Raw genomic sequence first — 14250 nt, forward strand, 5'->3', positions numbered from 1 at the left:
GAAAGGCATCAGCCGAGTGCTGAATCAGAATTGACTGATGCCTCGTACATCCGGGGATTGTGTACGAGGTTTATTCCTTGGATTCCCCTTACGAGCGTTGTTAGGCCGGCTTTTTAGCCGGCTATTTTTTTGCCCGTCGCCGGCGGATGGCAGACGCACGGCTCGCCGCTGGAGGCGTCTTCCAGCGTTTTCAGGATGCCGCAATCGGCCAGCGTGTGCGGGCTGTGGCAGCGCCCGCGCAAGGCCAGCAACTGCTGCTCCAGCTGCTGCAGCGTCTCGATCTGGCTGTGCACGCGGCGGATCTGGTCGTCGATCAGCGCATTGACGCGGTCGCACGGCTCCGGTGCCGGATGCTGGTGATAGTCGGCCAGCTGGCGGATGTCGGCCAGCGACATGCCCAGCGAGCGGCAGTGGCGGATGAAGTTGAGCTGCTCAACATGGCCCGGCTCGTAACGGCGATAACCGCTGGCACTGCGCGCCGGTGCCGGCAGCAGTCCCTCGCGCTCGTAGTAGCGGATGGTTTCCACCTCGCAGCCAGTCTGTCTGGCCAATTCCCCGATTTGCATCAGCCTGCTCCCGCCATCATCAATTCGTGCTTGACCCTATAGTAGCTACAGGGTGTGCAATACACGAATGAAATCTGCGGGAGTCCGCCATGTCCTCTTGTTGCAAGCACCAGCCCGCCGCCGGCGCGGCCGCATCCTGCGCCACGCCGGAACACCACGGCCATGACCACAGCGGCCACGATCATGCCGCCCACACCGAGACCCCGCCGCCGGCCAACACCGCCGGCGAGCGTCTGCAGCTGGCGATTCCGGCGATGGATTGCCCCACCGAGGGCCAGCTGATCGCCAAGGTGCTGCGCCCGCTGGCCGGCGTCAACGACCTGTCCTTCAACTACATCGAGCGAACGGTGACGCTGCACCACGACGGCGTGGTCGAGACCGAGGTGCTGGTGGCACTGTCGGCGATCGGCATGCCCGCCACGCTGCACGCGAGTGCCGCCCCCGCCGCCGTCGCCACGCACGGGCAAGCCGGCTGGCAGCTGTGGCTGGCCGGTGCTCTGGCGGCACTGGCCGAGGCGCTGGCCTTCGGTGGCGCCGGCGATGCCAGCGTGCCGGTGGTGGCCTGCGCCGTGCCGGCGATGCTGCTGGCCGGACGCAGCACCGCGCGCAAGGCCTGGTTCGCGCTGAAGACGGCGACGCTGAACATCTATTTCCTGATGAGCCTGGCGGTGCTCGGCGCGATGCTGCTCGGGCAGTGGCCGGAGGCGGCGATGGTGCTGTTCCTGTTCGCGCTGTCGGAAAAGCTGGAGGCAAGGGCGCTGGCGCGCGCCGGCGACGCGGTGAAGGCGCTGATGGCGCTGCGGCCGGAAACCGCCTGGGTTGAGCACGGCGACGGCTGGCAGGAGGTGGCGGTGGCGGCGGTCAAGGTTGGCCGCATCGTGCGCGTGCGCCCCGGCGAGCGGGTGCCGCTGGACGGCGAGATCAGCGCCGGCCACAGCCAGTTCAACGAGGCGCCGATCACCGGCGAGAGCCTGCCGCTGGACAAGGGGCCGGGCGACGCGGTGTACGCCGGCGCCATCAACGGCGGTGCGCTGGTGCAGCTGCGCGTCACCGCGCCGGCCGACGGCAGCGTGCTGGCGCGCATCATCCGCAGCGTGCGCGAGGCGCAGGCCGGCAAGGCGCCGACGCAGCGTTTCATCGACCGCTTCGCCGCGCGCTACACGCCGCTGGTGGTGGCACTGGCCGTGCTGCTGGCGGTGGCGCTGCCGATGCTGGGGCTGCTGGGCTGGCAGGCGGCGCTGTACAAGGCGCTGGTGCTGCTGGTGATCGCCTGCCCCTGCGCGCTGGTGATCGCCACCCCGGTGACGCTGGTGTCGGCACTGGCCGCCGCCGCGCGCCACGGCATGCTGATCAAGGGCGGCGCCGCGCTGGAAGCCGCCGCGCGCATCCGCACCGTGGCACTGGACAAGACCGGCACCCTCACCAGCGGCACGGTGGCGGTGACGCATGTCGAGCCGCTGGCCGACGGCCACGACGAGGCGACGGTGCTGGCGCTGGCGGCGGCGCTGGAGCAGCACTCCACCCATCCGCTGGCGCGCGCGGTGTGCCGGCGTGCGGCTGCGGCCAACGTTGCGCCCGCCACGCTGCACGGCGCGGTGACCGAGCTGCCGGGGCAGGGCATGCTGGGCGGTGCCGGCGGCCGGCAACTGGCGCTGGGCAATCGCCGGCTGGCGCTGGCGCAGGGCGTGCCAGCGGCGCAACTGGACGCACTGCTGGCGCCGCTGGATGAACAGGGCGAGGGCTATCTGCTGCTGCTGGCCGATGGTGCGCTGCTGGCGCTGCTGCACGTCAACGACACGCTGCGGCCACAGGCAGAACCCACCATTGCCGCCTTGCAGGCGCAGGGGCTGCGCGTGCTGATGCTGTCCGGTGACCAGCCGGCGGTGGTACGCCGCGTCGCCGCCGCGCTGCGGCTGGACGAGGCGCACGGCGGCCTGTTGCCGGACGACAAGCTGCAAAGCTTGGCCGCAGCGCAGCGCGAGGGTGGGGTGGCGATGGTCGGCGATGGCGTCAACGATGCGCCGGCGCTGGCGCAGGCCGATCTCGGCATCGCGATGGGCGCGGCCGGTTCCGACACCGCGCTGGAGACGGCGCAGGTGGCGCTGATGGACGACCGCCTCGACAAGCTGCCGCTGCTGTTCGCCCACGCGCGGCGCAGCATGGCGGTGCTGCGCGCCAATATCGTGATCGCGCTGGCGATCAAGCTGCTGTTCTTCGTGCTGGCGCTGGCCGGGGTCGCCACGCTGTGGATGGCAGTGTTCGCCGATGTCGGCGCCAGCCTGCTGGTGATCGGCAACGGCCTGCGCCTGGCGCGGGCGCGGCTGGGCGACAAACATGGAAAGGAGACAACATGATGCGCTGGCTGGAGTGTCGTATCCCGCCGCCACTAGTGGGGCTTGCGTGTGCCGCGCTGATGGCGGCGCTGACGTGGTGGCGGGGTGGCTGGCCGCCGGCGGCGGCGGTGTCGTGGCCGCTCTGGCTGTTGCTGGTGCTGGCCGTGCTGCTCGACAGCAGCGCGGTGCTGGCTTTCGTGCGCCAGCACACCACCGTCAATCCGCTGACGCCGCAAAACAGCTCGACGCTGGTGGTCAGCGGTTTCTATCGTGTCAGCCGCAATCCGATGTATCTGGGCATGCTGTGCCTGTTGCTGGCCTGGGCGTGGTGGCTGCAGCAGTGGCCGGCGCTGCTGGGGCCGCTGCTGTTCGTGCTGTGGCTGAACCGTTTCCAGATCGCGCCGGAAGAGCGGGCGCTGGCGGCGCGTTTCGGCGAAGAGTATGCCGCCTATTGCCGTCGCGTCAGGCGCTGGTGCTGAGCAGCAGCCCGCTGGGCAGTGGCTCGTCGGCGCGGTAGGCGCGTTGCAGCCGGGCCTGTTGCACACTGCCACTGCTGGCGGATTCGGTGGCCCGCAGTTGCTGTTCGGCCTGCTGCGCCATGCGGGCGGCCTGCTGTGCGACGGCGAGATCCTGTGCCGAGGGCTGCGCCGGTGCCAGTGCCGCGTTGCGGATGGTACGCGCCTTGTCCAGCGTCTGCTGCGGGGTGCGGCCGGGGCTGACCTCGATGCTGACTTCGCCAGCGACGGCGTAGCGCTGGCCGTCCGGCCCGGTCTGGTACTGGTAGCTGGCACCGCCGCGCGCCAGCCCGCCGCTGGCGGCCAGATGCGCCTGCTCGTGGCGGCGGACCTCGTCGTCGCGCTGTTGCAGCCGGCTGAGCTGCTGCTGTTCGGCGCGGCTTAAGGGCTCGCCGGCGCGGTTGCGGCCAACGTTGGCCGCAACGGTCGCCGCCTGGCGCTGGCAGGCCGGGCACGGGCAACCCGCCGCGTGGCGGGAGAGGCTGCTTGTCGCGTAAGGGGTGCCGGAGCCGGAGATGTCCATGAGCGCTGCCCGCCAGACGGATACCGGCTTGCAGTATAGAAAACAGCCCGGCGACATGCCGGGCTGTTGTCATGGAAATGGCTGCCGGATCAACGGCTTGCCGTGCTTGGCGGTTTACGCAACCTTGTCGGCGCTGCGCTCGCCGGTCTGCAGCCGCCACAGCGCGGCGTAGCTGCCATCCTGCGCCAGCAGCGTGTCGTGGGTGCCGGACTCGATCAGGCGGCCGTGCTCCATCACGTGGATGCAGTGTGCGTGGCGCACGGTGGACAGGCGATGCGCGATCACCACCGTGGTGCGGCCGCGCGACACCACGTCCAGCGAGCGCTGGATGGCGGCCTCGGTCTCGTTGTCCACCGCGCTGGTGGCCTCGTCCAGGATCAGTATCTTCGGGTCTTTCAGGATCGCGCGCGCCAGTGCCAGCCGCTGGCGCTGGCCGCCGGACAGCTTCTGGCCGCGTTCGCCGATCGGGGTGTCGTAGCCCAGCGGCAGGCGATCGATGAACTCGTGCGCCTCGGCGGCGCGCGCGGCGGCAACGATGGCGTCGCGGCCAACTTCGGGCATGCCGTAGGCGATGTTCTGCGCCACGCTGCCGTCGGTCAGGAACACGTCCTGGCTGACGTAGCCGATGGCGCGGCGCAGGTCGGTCAGCGCCAGCTGGCGGATGTCCTGGCCGTCGAGGCGGATCTCGCCGTGCTGCGCGTCGTAGAAGCGCAGCAGCAGCTTGACCAGCGTGCTCTTGCCGGAGCCGGTGGCGCCGACAAAGGCCACCGTGCGCCCCGGCGGGATGGTCAGCGAGATGTCGTGCAGCACGGTGAGGTCGCCGTAGCCGAAGGTCAGGTGGCTGAAGCTCAGCTGGCCGCTGACGCTGTCATGCGGCAGCGCACGGCCGTGGTAGTCGATGGAGAGCGGCGCCTGCAGGATGTCCAGTACGCGGTCGACGGCGGTCATCGAGCGCTGGTACAGGTCGGCGATGTCGGCCAGCCCGGTCAGCGGCCACAGCAGGCGCTGGGTCAGGAACACCAGCACCGAATAGCTGCCGACGCCGATGGCGCCGGTGAGCGCCAGGTGGCCGCCGTACACCAGCGTCACCACGAAGCCGGACAGGATCGCCATGCGGATCACCGGGATGATGGCCGACGACAGGCGGATGGCAGCGGCGTTGGTGGCGCGGTAGTGCTCGCTGGCGTCGCGGATGTGCGCCGCCTCGAACGCCTCGGCGGTGAACGCCTTGATGGTGGCGACGCCGAGCAGGTTGTTGTTGAGGCGGCCGCTGATCACCGCCGCCGCCTCGCGCACTGCGGCGTAGCGCGGCGCGATGCGGCGCTGGAACCAGAAGGTGCCGTACAGGATCAACGGGATCGGCGCCAGCGCGATCACCGCCAGCGTCGGCGCCAGATAGAAGAACACCGCGCTGACCATCACCGTCGAGCACAGCACCTGGATGATGCTGTTGGCGCCGCCGTTGAGGAAACGTTCCAGCTGGTTGATGTCGTCGTTGAGCACCGACATCAGCTTGCCGGTGCTCTTGTCCTCGAAGTAGGACAGCGGCAGCTTCTGCATGTGCTGGTAGGCATCCAGCCGCAGGTCGTGCTGCAGGTTCTGCGCCAGATTGCGCCAGCGCAGCTGGTACAGGTACTCGAACAGCGATTCGCCGCCCCAGATCAGTACCGTCAGCAGGCCCAGCCACAGCAGCTGGGTAAAGGCATCGGTCACCCCTAGCGCCGCGAGGAAGGACGCGTCGCGGTTGACCACCACGTCCACCGCCACGCCGATCAGCACCTCGGGCAGGATGTCGAAGAACTTGTTGACCACGGAAAAACAGCTGGCCAGGTACACGTCGCGGCGATAGCGCCGCGCGTACTGGAACAATCGGGAGAGGGATGACATGATGGCGACGGAGCAAACAATAGGGTGGGCAACGATTGTACGCTGCCGTGCCACAAAAATGCATAAAGGATAGGAAGCAATGCTTGAACACACTGTAAACCAGCGCGAACTCACCATGTCGGTGCTGATGACGCCGGACATGGCCAATTTTTCCGGCAACGTGCACGGCGGCGTGCTGCTGAAACTGCTGGACCAGGTCGCCTACGCCTGCGCCAGCCGCTACGCCGGCTGCTACGTGGTCACGCTGTCGGTCGACCAGGTGCTGTTCAAGCAGCCGATTCACGTCGGCGAGATGGTGACCTTCCTCGCCAGCGTCAACCACGTTGGCCGCACCTCGATGGAGGTCGGCATCAAGGTGATCGCCGAGGACATCCAGAAGCGCAGCGTGCGCCACACCAACAGCTGCTACTTCACCATGGTGGCGTTCGACAACGGCAAGGCGATGCCGGTGCCGCCGCTGTCGCTGGACAGCGATACCCACAAGAAGCGCTTCCGCGAGGCGGAAATCCGCAAAAAAATGCGCATGGAAGCGGAACAGCACATGCAGGCCGCCGCCGAGTGAGCCACGGCGGCGCGCTGCAGCCCTTGCTGGCCGGCGAGCAGCAGGCCGCCTACGCGCTGTACCGCAACGCGATGATGGCCGGGCTGCGCCGCATCGCGCGCTGGGACGAGGCGCTGCAACGGCAGCGCTTCGCCGCCAGCCACCAGGCGGCGTCGCTGTTCTGGTTCCAGGATGGCGGCGCCAACCGCGCGCTGCTCAGCCTGCGCCGCGACGATGCCGGCCTGATCGTCGACCTGCTGGTGGTGCCGCCGGCGCAGCAGCGTCGCGGCAGTGGCCGCCGCGCGATGCGACTGGTGCACGCGCTATGCCGTCCCGGCGAGCAGGTGCGCCTGAGCTGCCTGCGCCGCGACCGCCGCGTGCACGCCTTCTATGCCGCGCTCGGCTACCGCATCGAGCACGCCGGCGCCGATTTCCTCGAGCTGGTGTGGCAGGCTCCGGCCTGAGAACCTGTTCAAAGTCTCGCGCGCTCACGCGAGACAAGGCGAAAATGGCTGAGGAAGCGGCGTTGAGCTGGATATAAACAAGCATGCCGAAGGCGTTTTCAACGCCGTATCACCCCATTGAGATCAGTCGCAGCAGACATTGAACCGGTTCTGAACCGTTGCGGCCAACCTTGTTCCGCTCGCGCACCGCTGGTCGTACAATGCCCCCCTTGCCGCCCACCCTTGTCCCCGACCATGACCACACCGCTTGCCGACTTCCAGCTCACCGCGCCCGAACTGCCGCCGGCCCTGCCGATCGCGCACGTGTTCGGCCAGCCGGTACTGGAAATCCCGCAGGACCTGTTCATCCCGCCCGACGCGCTGCAGGTGATCCTGGACAGCTTCGAAGGCCCGCTCGACCTGCTGCTGTACCTGATCCGCAAGCAGAACCTCGACGTGCTCAACATCCCGCTGGCCGAGGTCACCGCGCAGTACATGAGTTACGTCGAGGTGATGAAGGCCGGCCAGTTCGAGCTGGCGGCGGAATACCTGCTGATGGCGGCGCTGCTGATCGAGATCAAGTCGCGGCTGCTGCTGCCGCGGCCACCGGTGGAAGGCGAGGACGATCCGGACGACCCGCGCGCCGAGCTGGTGCGCCGGCTGCTGGAGTACGAGCAGATGAAGCTGGCGGCGCTGGCGCTGGACAAGCTGCCGCAGGCCGACCGCGACTTCGCCTGGCTGGCGGTGCTGGTGGAGCAGTCCGCCGAGCAGCGGCTGCCGGAAGTCAGCGCGCTGGACCTGCGCCAGGCGTGGCTGTCCATCCTGTCGCGCGCCAAACACAACCGTCACCACAAGGTAAAGCAGGACGAGCTGTCGGTGCGCGAGCAGATGAGCTGGATCGTGCGCTACCTCGACGGCCGCGACTATGTGGCCTTCGAGGAGCTGTTCGACATCGGCAAGGGCGTCGCCCACCTGGTGGTCAACTTCATCGCGGTGTTGGAGCTGGTGAAGGAGGGCATGGTCAGGGTCAGCCAGGACGAACCGTACCAGCCTATCTATGTGCGGTTGGCGGTGGTGTAAGCCACCGCATAGGGCACTAGGTCCTGCTGCTTGCGCCCTGCTTAGGATTCAGCTGGCGTCGTCACCGAAAGTGGTGGCGGAGGTGGAGGCGCTACTGACTCTGGATTTGATTCTGGTTGTGGTGGTGTTAGGTAGCTAGCCTTATTACTTATTAGCGTCGTATTCAGTTCTTGCTCAGGGATAATATTCCTGAATCTGACATGACTTATGAATGTCCCATATCCATTTGCGCCAATCATATCAGCCCCGGTTTTGCTCGGGATGGTGATGATCTCTTTGATATCTTTTTCATCCATATAATCAAGCAAAGGCATGATGACGGAAGCAATGATTTCGTTTGTTGCATTCCATGAGCGTGATTCGCTCAAAATTTGAATTGCACGCTTTTTGGTCCAGATACTCAGCTTTTGATGACTAATAATCTTTGCCAGCTCTGCCACGGACATACGCAAGATGCGTTGTTCAATAATGGGGTGAAGGTCTGCAAACCTGCAGAGAAAGTTCAGCGAAGGAAAAATCACCTCTGCGGGTGCAACAGCGAGATGCCGCTCTACTTTATGTCTGGAAGCCTGGTCTAGTAGCTGGAATGCAGAATTTAGCTTTGCAGCAAGGTACACCACCCAGTCAAAGTCAGCGTCTGCTACGGAGGAAGTTATCTTGTTGATCTGTTTCTGAAGCCGCTCTTCCACAATTCCGGTGTGCAGCTTGTGAACGGCATTAATCGCGGTAATGACGGCGTTTTTCCGAAAAAGAGAATGGGATGAATCAATGAAGGCGTACACCAGTTGATCGACCAAAGACCGAATCAGTGCATCGGTGGGTTTTCGTAGCCCTGCTTTTTCCAGTTGCAGCACAGCCTCATCCATATCCGTCGGGAAGTATTCGGACTGAATCAGTGTGAATAGTGAGTCCAGCGCTGCTTTGCCTTGAACCGGCGGCTGTGACAGAACATGCACAATGGCATTTCTGATATGCAGACGTGCCTGTTCTGCAGATGGCCTATAAGGTGTTCCGTCATTCAGGAATGATGGATGTGCACAGCGATTCCGATCTTCCTTGAGCCGTTCAAGGTCACTGAGCTGGGACTTGTGGAAAAACTGCAGCTTGGTGTGGCAGCTATCTAGAATGGTACGTTCAAATTCCAGTGCCCGCTTCAAGCCCTCCGGTGAGCCGTTGTTCAACTCTTGCAGGATGTTTTCATGTGTTGTTTCCAATGATTTGGCATTTGGATCACCGAAAAGTGCTAACTCACGGATCTTGTCAACAAGGTCAAAAACCACCGCAATCCAGGCTCCGACAATGGCTGCACGGTAGGCGCCTGCGCGGTAAGAAAGGATTGCTTCTGCGATGTAGTCTTTTGACGAGTCGGAGTGGCATCTCAGAGCGAGTGCTTCAATATCTGCAAGAGGTTCTATCACTATGCATCCCCCGGTTCTTATGGTGAAGGGATTATGCCAGAGAGGAACCGTCCATTTGGACTGCTATGCCTCAGAAATGGCATCATGCAGTGCTTCTTCCCCTCGCCAACCCACCCACCGTCAGCCGAAAGTCCGTCATGCGCACCTTTTTCCTGTTCGTGCTTACCGCCCTAGCCGAGATCGTCGGCTGCTATCTGCCGTGGCTGTGGCTGAAAAAGGGCGCTTCGCCTTGGCTGCTGCTGCCGGCAGCGGCCAGTCTCGCGCTGTTCGCTTGGTTGCTGACGCTGCATCCGGACGCGTCGGGACGCATCTATGCCGCCTATGGCGGTGTCTACGTCAGCGTGGCGCTGGCGTGGCTGTGGGCGGTGGATGGCGTGCGGCCAACCTTGTGGGATGTGGCCGGGGTCGGGCTGTGTCTGGCCGGCATGGCGGTGATCATGCTGGCGCCGCGCTCGTGAATAAATGCGCGGTTTGGCAAAAAATCGTGTAAAATCCGCACCTTCCGTTCTGTTGTGCCCGTTGTTCCGGGGCTGTCATGTCGACCATTACCGACCTTAATTACCTCAAGATCGTGCTGGAAACCGCGCTGTTGACGGCGCAGGAGCCGCTCACCGTCGGCCAGCTGAAAAAGCTGTTCACCGAAGACGTCAAGGCGGCGCTGATCAATGACATCCTCGACGAGATCCGGCAGAACTGGAAGGGCAGGGGCGTGGAGCTGGTCAAGCTCGCCTCCGGCTGGCGCTTTCGGGCGCGTGCCGAGTTCACCCCTTACCTTGCGCGACTGACGCCGGAAAAACCGCCGCGTTATTCGCGTGCCGTGATGGAAACACTGGCCATCATTGCCTATAAACAGCCGGTCACCCGCGGGGATATCGAATCCATCCGCGGCGTGTCGGTGTCGACCAGTGTGATGCAGACCCTGCTGGAGCGGGGCTGGATCGAAGTGATCGGGCATAAAGACGTGCCCGGCCGTCCTGGGCTGTACGCCAGCACCCACAAGTTTCTCGATGATCTGGGTTTCAATACCCTGCGTGACCTGCCGCCGCTGGCGGAGCTGGGCACGCTGGTGTTGCCGGAGCAGCTTGCGGCCAACGTGGATGAGGACGGTGAAGTGCCCCTCGCTGATGAGGCGCCCCAAAATACTGAACAGGAATCATGATGTCTAAAGGACAACGCAATCACGCGCGCCAACCCGTCGCCCGCGTCCGTGGCCAGGAATCCGGCCAATCCCGCAACCCGTCCAGCGATCGGCCGGCTTTCGGCGGCAAACCGCTGCAGCCCAAGGCCCCGGCCAGCTTCAACCCGCGCAGCACGCCTGCTGCGGCACCAAGCGGCAAGCCGCTGCCGAAAACCGTGATGAAAACCCGTCGTGACGGTAGCACTTACCCCGCCGATGCCCGCAACGTGGCACCGGCCGCGCAGAGCCGCCGTGACACAACCGCATCCAATCCCGATGGCCGCCGCGCACCCGCCACCAGCCGTCGTGACGGCAAGCCGCTGGATCCGGATACCCGTCCGGCCACCCGCCGCGATGGTCAGGCCTTCCACCAGGACGACCGTCGCAATGCCGGTCGTGGCGAAGCCGCGTTCAAGCACGAGCGCCAGTTCGGCAACAAGAATTTCGCGGTTCCGGGCGGCGCACCGTCGCCGGACGGCCGCGGCAGCAACGAATTCGGCAAGGCGCGCCGCGAGGCGCCGGCGGTGAAAGTACCGCGAGCCAAGAAGCTGGCGCTGCGCGCGCCGAAGCAGGAAATCGCCGAGCGTTCCGCCCGTCTGCGCGAAACCCGCGTCGACTACAGCAATATCGAGCCGGTACGGCTACAGAAGGCGCTGGCCGCCTCCGGCGTTGGCTCCCGTCGCGAGATGGAAGAGTGGATCGAGGCCGGTTTCATCACCGTCAACGGCAAGAAGGCGGCGCTGGGCGACAAGGTCGGTCCGCAGGACCGCGTGACCGCCAAGGGCAACCCGATCAAGCTGAAGTGGGCCGACCGCCTGCCGCGCGTGATCATGTACCACAAGCAGGAAGGTGAGATCGTGTCGCGTGACGATCCGGGTGGCCGTGTCACCGTGTTCGACCGCCTGCCGCAGGCCAAGTCCAGCCGCTGGGTGGCGATCGGCCGTCTCGACGTCAACACTTCCGGTCTGCTGCTGGTGACCACCAGTGGCGAGCTGGCCAACCGCATGATGCACCCGAGCTTCGAGTTCGACCGTGAGTACGCGGTGCGCGTGCTGGGCGAGCTGACCCGCGAGCAGATGAAGGAAATGACCGCCGGCATCGAACTGGAAGACGGCACCGCCCACTTCCAGCGCATCAGCGAGCAGGGCGGTGCCGACGAGGGTGCCAACCGCTGGTACAAGGTGGTGATCCGCGAAGGCCGTAACCGCGAAGTGCGCCGCATGTTCGAGCACTTCGGCATTACCGTCAGCCGCCTGATCCGTGTCCGTTTCGGCAATATCGGCTTGCCACCACGCCTCAAGCGCGGTCAGTATTACGAGCTGAACGAAGCCGAAGTGGCGGCGGTGATGAAGTGGGCCGGGCTGACCTCCACCGGTCAGATCAAGGTACGCGGCGGCGACGCGGCCAAGTAAGCCTGTTGTCGACCATCAACGCCTCCTGCTCCGGCCGGGGGCGTTTTTTATTCCGGGATCTCCATCATGAGCAAAGCCTTTACCCGCGAGCAGGACGACGAGCACGACGACGAGCTGCCGGCGGAACAGCGGCTGCCGGTCGCGAGCAAGAACTACATCACGCCGGCCGGCTGGTACCGCCTGCGCGAGGAGCTGAACCAGCTGGTGAAGCACGAGCGTCCGCACATGACGCAGGTGGTGAACTGGGCGGCCAGCAACGGCGACCGCTCGGAGAACGGCGACTACCTGTACGGCAAGCGCCGCCTGCGCGAGATCGACCGCCGCATCCGTTTCCTTACCAAGCGGCTGGAAATCGCCGAGGTGGTCGATCCGGAGCTGCGCGAGGCCACCGACCAGGTGTTCTTCTCGGCCACGGTGCTGATCCAGCGCGGTGACGGCAAAGAGCAGTTGCTGCGCATCGTCGGCGTCGACGAGATTGATCTGGCGCGCGGCCACATCAGCTGGATTTCGCCGATTGCGCGCACGCTGATCAAGGCGCGCGAGGGCGACACGGTGTTCTTCCGCGGTCCGGACGGCGAGGAGGAGATCGAGATTCTGGAGGTGCGCTACGAGCGCATAGCCTGAGCGTCGGGGTGGGGCGTTGCGGCCAACGTTGGCCGCAAGCGCGTCAGCTGCGCGGGATGTCGGACTTGCTGAGCAGGCTCATCGCCTGGTTGACCTTGAGCCAGCCTTCGGTGGCGTCCTGGCCGGCCTCGGCAAACGCCTGCATCAGCAGGCGCGCCTGTTCGCGGTGCAGCGCTTCTTCCAGCTTGCGGCCTTCCTCGGTCAGGCGCAGCTCCTTCACCCGCTTGTCGTGGCTGGCGGTGTCGGTGGCGATCAGCCCCATCTCGATCAGCTGCCGTAGCGGGATGTTGATCGCCTGTTTGGTGACATCGAGACAGGCCAGCAGGTCCTTGATCGACAGCGCGGGATACAGTGCCACGAAGAACAGGATGCGGTGATGCACCCGCGCCAGGCCGCGCCGCGCCAGCATTTCGTCCGGCTTGTCGGTAAAGGCCTGGTAGGCATGAAAAAACGCCTTCATGGCGTCGCGCAAAACAAAGGAATCTGGCAAGGAAATCATGGTTGACGTAAAGGTCATTAAGCGTTAAGTTGGTCAAACAATTTGACTAATAAAAACCTGTCTTCCAGAGGAGAGTAACATGTTTTCAGAGCGCGTCGAACGCCTGTCCGGTTCACTGATCCGCGAGATCCTGGCTGCGGCACAACGCCCGGAAGTGATCTCGTTTGCCGGCGGCCTGCCGGCCGCGGATTGCCTGCCGGCACTGGATTTCAAGGGCGTACCGCCAGCACTGGCGCAGTACGGCACCAGCGAAGGCGAACCGGAACTGCGCGAGCAGATCACCCGTGAAGCGGCCCGTATCGGCCTGCAGTGCGACCCGTCGCAGGTGCTGGTGCTGTCCGGCTCGCAGCAGGCGCTGGACCTCGCCGCCAAGTTGTTCATCGATCCGGGTACACCGGTCATCACCGAAGGCCCGACCTATCTCGCGGCGCTGCAGGTATTCAAGCTGTTCGGTGCCGACATCACCACCGTGCAGCAGGTTGACGGCCAGCTGCCGGCGGCCACGCTGGCTGCGGCACTGGACAGCAGCAAGGCACGCCTTGCCTACCTGATCCCGACCTTCCAGAACCCGTCCGGCGCCTGTTACAGCGTGGAGACACGTCAGGCGCTGGCCGAGGTGATCGACGCCGCCGGCACCGTGCTGATCGAGGATGACCCGTACCGCGCGCTGTCCTACGATGGCGACGCGCCGGCGCCCATGGTGACGCACCTGAAGTCGGCGTCGTGGATCTACTGCGGCTCCTTCTCCAAGACGCTGGCACCGGGCCTGCGCATCGGCTACCTGATCGCCTCGCCGGACCTGATGCCCTACCTGCTGAAGCTGAAGCAGGCGGTGGATCTGCACTCCAATCGTCTCGGCCAGTGGTTCATCAGCGAATGGCTGAAAAGCGGCAACTACCCGGCGCACCTGGCCGGGCTGCAGGCCAAGTACAAGGTTGGCCGCGACGCGATGCAGACCGCGCTGGAAAAACACTTTGCCGATTTGGCCGACTGGCAGGTACCGCAGGGTGGCCTGTTCTTCTGGCTGAAGCTGAAAACCACGCGCGACACCCGCGAACTGCTGAAGGTGGCGCTGGGCGAGCACAACGTGGCGTTCATGCCCGGCGAGCCGTTCTACGCCAACCAGGCTGACGGCATTGGCCGCCTGCGACTGAACTTCAGCCACGCCACGCCGGATCGCATCGAGGAAGGCGTTGCCCGACTCGCCAAGCTGATTCGCGACACGCAATAAG

At 65.0% G+C, this 14250-nt stretch carries 15 protein-coding genes; 10 read left to right on the forward strand and 5 right to left on the reverse strand.

The genetic code is table 11. From position 1 onward, the window contains the following. Positions 1-113: 113 nt before the first annotated feature. Positions 114-566 (reverse strand): Cd(II)/Pb(II)-responsive transcriptional regulator, encoded by a 453-nt coding sequence (gene cadR, locus C8E02_RS09595; RefSeq protein ID WP_120810581.1) that lies wholly within the window; start codon positions 564-566, stop codon positions 114-116. Positions 567-655: 89 nt separating this feature from the next. Between cadR and C8E02_RS09600 the strand changes: the two genes are divergently transcribed. After that, on the forward strand, positions 656-2920 hold the full coding sequence (locus C8E02_RS09600; protein ID WP_120810582.1) for a heavy metal translocating P-type ATPase: 2265 nt from the start codon (positions 656-658) through the stop codon (positions 2918-2920). Continuing rightward, positions 2917-3378: a methyltransferase family protein gene (locus C8E02_RS09605; RefSeq protein WP_245961114.1), complete on the forward strand. Its 462-nt coding sequence runs from the start codon at positions 2917-2919 to the stop codon at positions 3376-3378. Before C8E02_RS09600 ends, C8E02_RS09605 begins: the two co-directional genes overlap by 4 nt. On the opposite strand, the gene C8E02_RS09610 is transcribed toward C8E02_RS09605, so the two are convergent. Further along, positions 3362-3937: a putative metalloprotease CJM1_0395 family protein gene (locus tag C8E02_RS09610; protein ID WP_120810584.1), complete on the reverse strand. Its 576-nt coding sequence runs from the start codon at positions 3935-3937 to the stop codon at positions 3362-3364. The genes C8E02_RS09605 and C8E02_RS09610 overlap by 17 nt on opposite strands. A 114-nt stretch (positions 3938-4051) precedes the next feature. Further along, a complete protein-coding gene (locus C8E02_RS09615) occupies positions 4052-5824 on the reverse strand; it encodes an ABC transporter ATP-binding protein (RefSeq protein ID WP_120810585.1) in 1773 nt (590 codons plus the stop codon). 79 nt (positions 5825-5903) lie between these two features. On the opposite strand from C8E02_RS09615, the gene C8E02_RS09620 reads away from it, so the two are divergent. The 3 genes from C8E02_RS09620 (at position 5904) to C8E02_RS09630 (ending at position 7888) form a co-directional block, all read left to right on the forward strand. After that, positions 5904-6386: an acyl-CoA thioesterase gene (locus tag C8E02_RS09620; protein ID WP_120810586.1), complete on the forward strand. Its 483-nt coding sequence runs from the start codon at positions 5904-5906 to the stop codon at positions 6384-6386. Then, the gene (locus C8E02_RS09625) at positions 6383-6829 is read left to right on the forward strand and encodes an N-acetyltransferase (protein ID WP_120810587.1); all 447 of its coding nucleotides are present in this window, start codon (positions 6383-6385) and stop codon (positions 6827-6829) included. The genes C8E02_RS09620 and C8E02_RS09625 overlap by 4 nt, the downstream gene beginning before the upstream one ends. 234 nt (positions 6830-7063) lie before the next feature. Then, entirely contained in the window at positions 7064-7888 is an 825-nt protein-coding gene (locus C8E02_RS09630; protein ID WP_120810588.1) for a segregation and condensation protein A, read from the forward strand. Positions 7889-7929: 41 nt separating this feature from the next. Here the strand turns inward: C8E02_RS09630 and C8E02_RS17225 are convergent, their stop codons facing one another. After that, a complete protein-coding gene (locus C8E02_RS17225; RefSeq protein WP_147424478.1) occupies positions 7930-9306 on the reverse strand; it encodes a hypothetical protein in 1377 nt (458 codons plus the stop codon). A 137-nt stretch (positions 9307-9443) separates the two neighbouring features. Here C8E02_RS17225 and C8E02_RS09635 point away from each other — a divergent pair, with 137 nt between their 5' ends. The 4 genes from C8E02_RS09635 (at position 9444) to greB (ending at position 12519) form a co-directional block, all read left to right on the forward strand. Next, a complete protein-coding gene (locus C8E02_RS09635; RefSeq protein ID WP_120810589.1) occupies positions 9444-9764 on the forward strand; it encodes a YnfA family protein in 321 nt (106 codons plus the stop codon). Between the two features lie 77 nt (positions 9765-9841). Next, positions 9842-10465 (forward strand): SMC-Scp complex subunit ScpB, encoded by a 624-nt coding sequence (gene scpB, locus C8E02_RS09640; RefSeq protein ID WP_120810590.1) that lies wholly within the window; start codon positions 9842-9844, stop codon positions 10463-10465. Continuing rightward, positions 10465-11895, forward strand: coding sequence for a pseudouridine synthase (locus tag C8E02_RS17440; protein WP_047967377.1), 1431 nt, complete (start codon positions 10465-10467; stop codon positions 11893-11895). The genes scpB and C8E02_RS17440 overlap by 1 nt, the downstream gene beginning before the upstream one ends. Before the next feature lie 66 nt (positions 11896-11961). Further along, a complete protein-coding gene (greB, locus tag C8E02_RS09650; RefSeq protein WP_047967319.1) occupies positions 11962-12519 on the forward strand; it encodes a transcription elongation factor GreB in 558 nt (185 codons plus the stop codon). Between the two features lie 43 nt (positions 12520-12562). On the opposite strand, the gene C8E02_RS09655 is transcribed toward greB, so the two are convergent. Next, a complete protein-coding gene (locus tag C8E02_RS09655) occupies positions 12563-12979 on the reverse strand; it encodes a MarR family winged helix-turn-helix transcriptional regulator (RefSeq protein ID WP_120810591.1) in 417 nt (138 codons plus the stop codon). 118 nt (positions 12980-13097) lie between these two features. On the opposite strand from C8E02_RS09655, the gene C8E02_RS09660 reads away from it, so the two are divergent. Beyond that, on the forward strand, positions 13098-14249 hold the full coding sequence (locus C8E02_RS09660; protein ID WP_120810592.1) for an aminotransferase-like domain-containing protein: 1152 nt from the start codon (positions 13098-13100) through the stop codon (positions 14247-14249). Position 14250 lies beyond the last annotated feature (1 nt).

It is taken from the genome of Vogesella indigofera, from assembly GCF_003633895.1.
GTDB classification, from domain to species: Bacteria; Pseudomonadota; Gammaproteobacteria; order Burkholderiales; family Chromobacteriaceae; genus Vogesella; species Vogesella indigofera.